This window comes from Achromobacter sp. Marseille-Q0513 (genome assembly GCF_018195695.1).
GTDB lineage: Bacteria > Pseudomonadota > Gammaproteobacteria > Burkholderiales > Burkholderiaceae_B > Achromobacter.
This window is the reverse complement of record NZ_JAGTJY010000439.1, coordinates 1-635: the sequence shown is the minus strand read 5'-3', so window position 1 is coordinate 635 and position 635 is coordinate 1. Positions and strand designations below refer to the sequence as shown.

Annotated in this window: 1 protein-coding gene; it reads right to left on the bottom strand. The window is 74.2% G+C overall.

Features of this window, described 5'->3' with window-relative positions:
• The coding region (locus KDH83_RS31145) for a hypothetical protein (protein WP_212322967.1) at positions 1–635 on the bottom strand (635 nt) is incomplete at both ends.

The window sequence follows — 635 nt, the reverse complement described above, 5'->3', positions numbered from 1 at the left end:
GACGTTCTCGGCCATGGCCACGCCGATCGAGGCCGAGGCCGCGGCGTACTGGCTGACCGAGACCGAGGCCGACATGCCCAGCACCACCGCGTTGATGCGCGACAGCCCCAGGGCCAGCACGTCCACCGCGCCCGCCGCGCCGCCCGAGGCGCGGGTGTCGATGGTGGCGCCGCTGATGCCGGCGCGCACGCTGGCCGAAATCACGTTGCGCGCCAGCGCGCCGCCGCCGCCGATGGCGGCGTTGGCGCTGCTGCCCGCCGACACCGCGACGGATGCGCCCAGGACCACCGACAGGATATCCGCCTGCTGGGTGGCGCTGAGTGTCAGCTTGCCGCCGCCCGTCTCGATGCGGCCGCCCGAGACCGTGGCCTCGACCGTGTTGAATACCTTGTTGACCGCGACGCTGGTGCCGACCGCGATGGCCACGCCGGCCGCGCCGGCCTGCACCGCGACCGCGCCGCCGATGGCGATCGCCGTGATGCTGGCCTCGTCGCTGGCCTTGACGGTCACGCCGGCATTGGCCACGCGCAGGACGGAATCCTCCACCCGCGCGCGCACCGTGGTGGCGATGCTGCTGATCGCCACCGACACGCCGATGGACGCGCCCACGCCGGCGCTGCCGGCCGATACCGCCA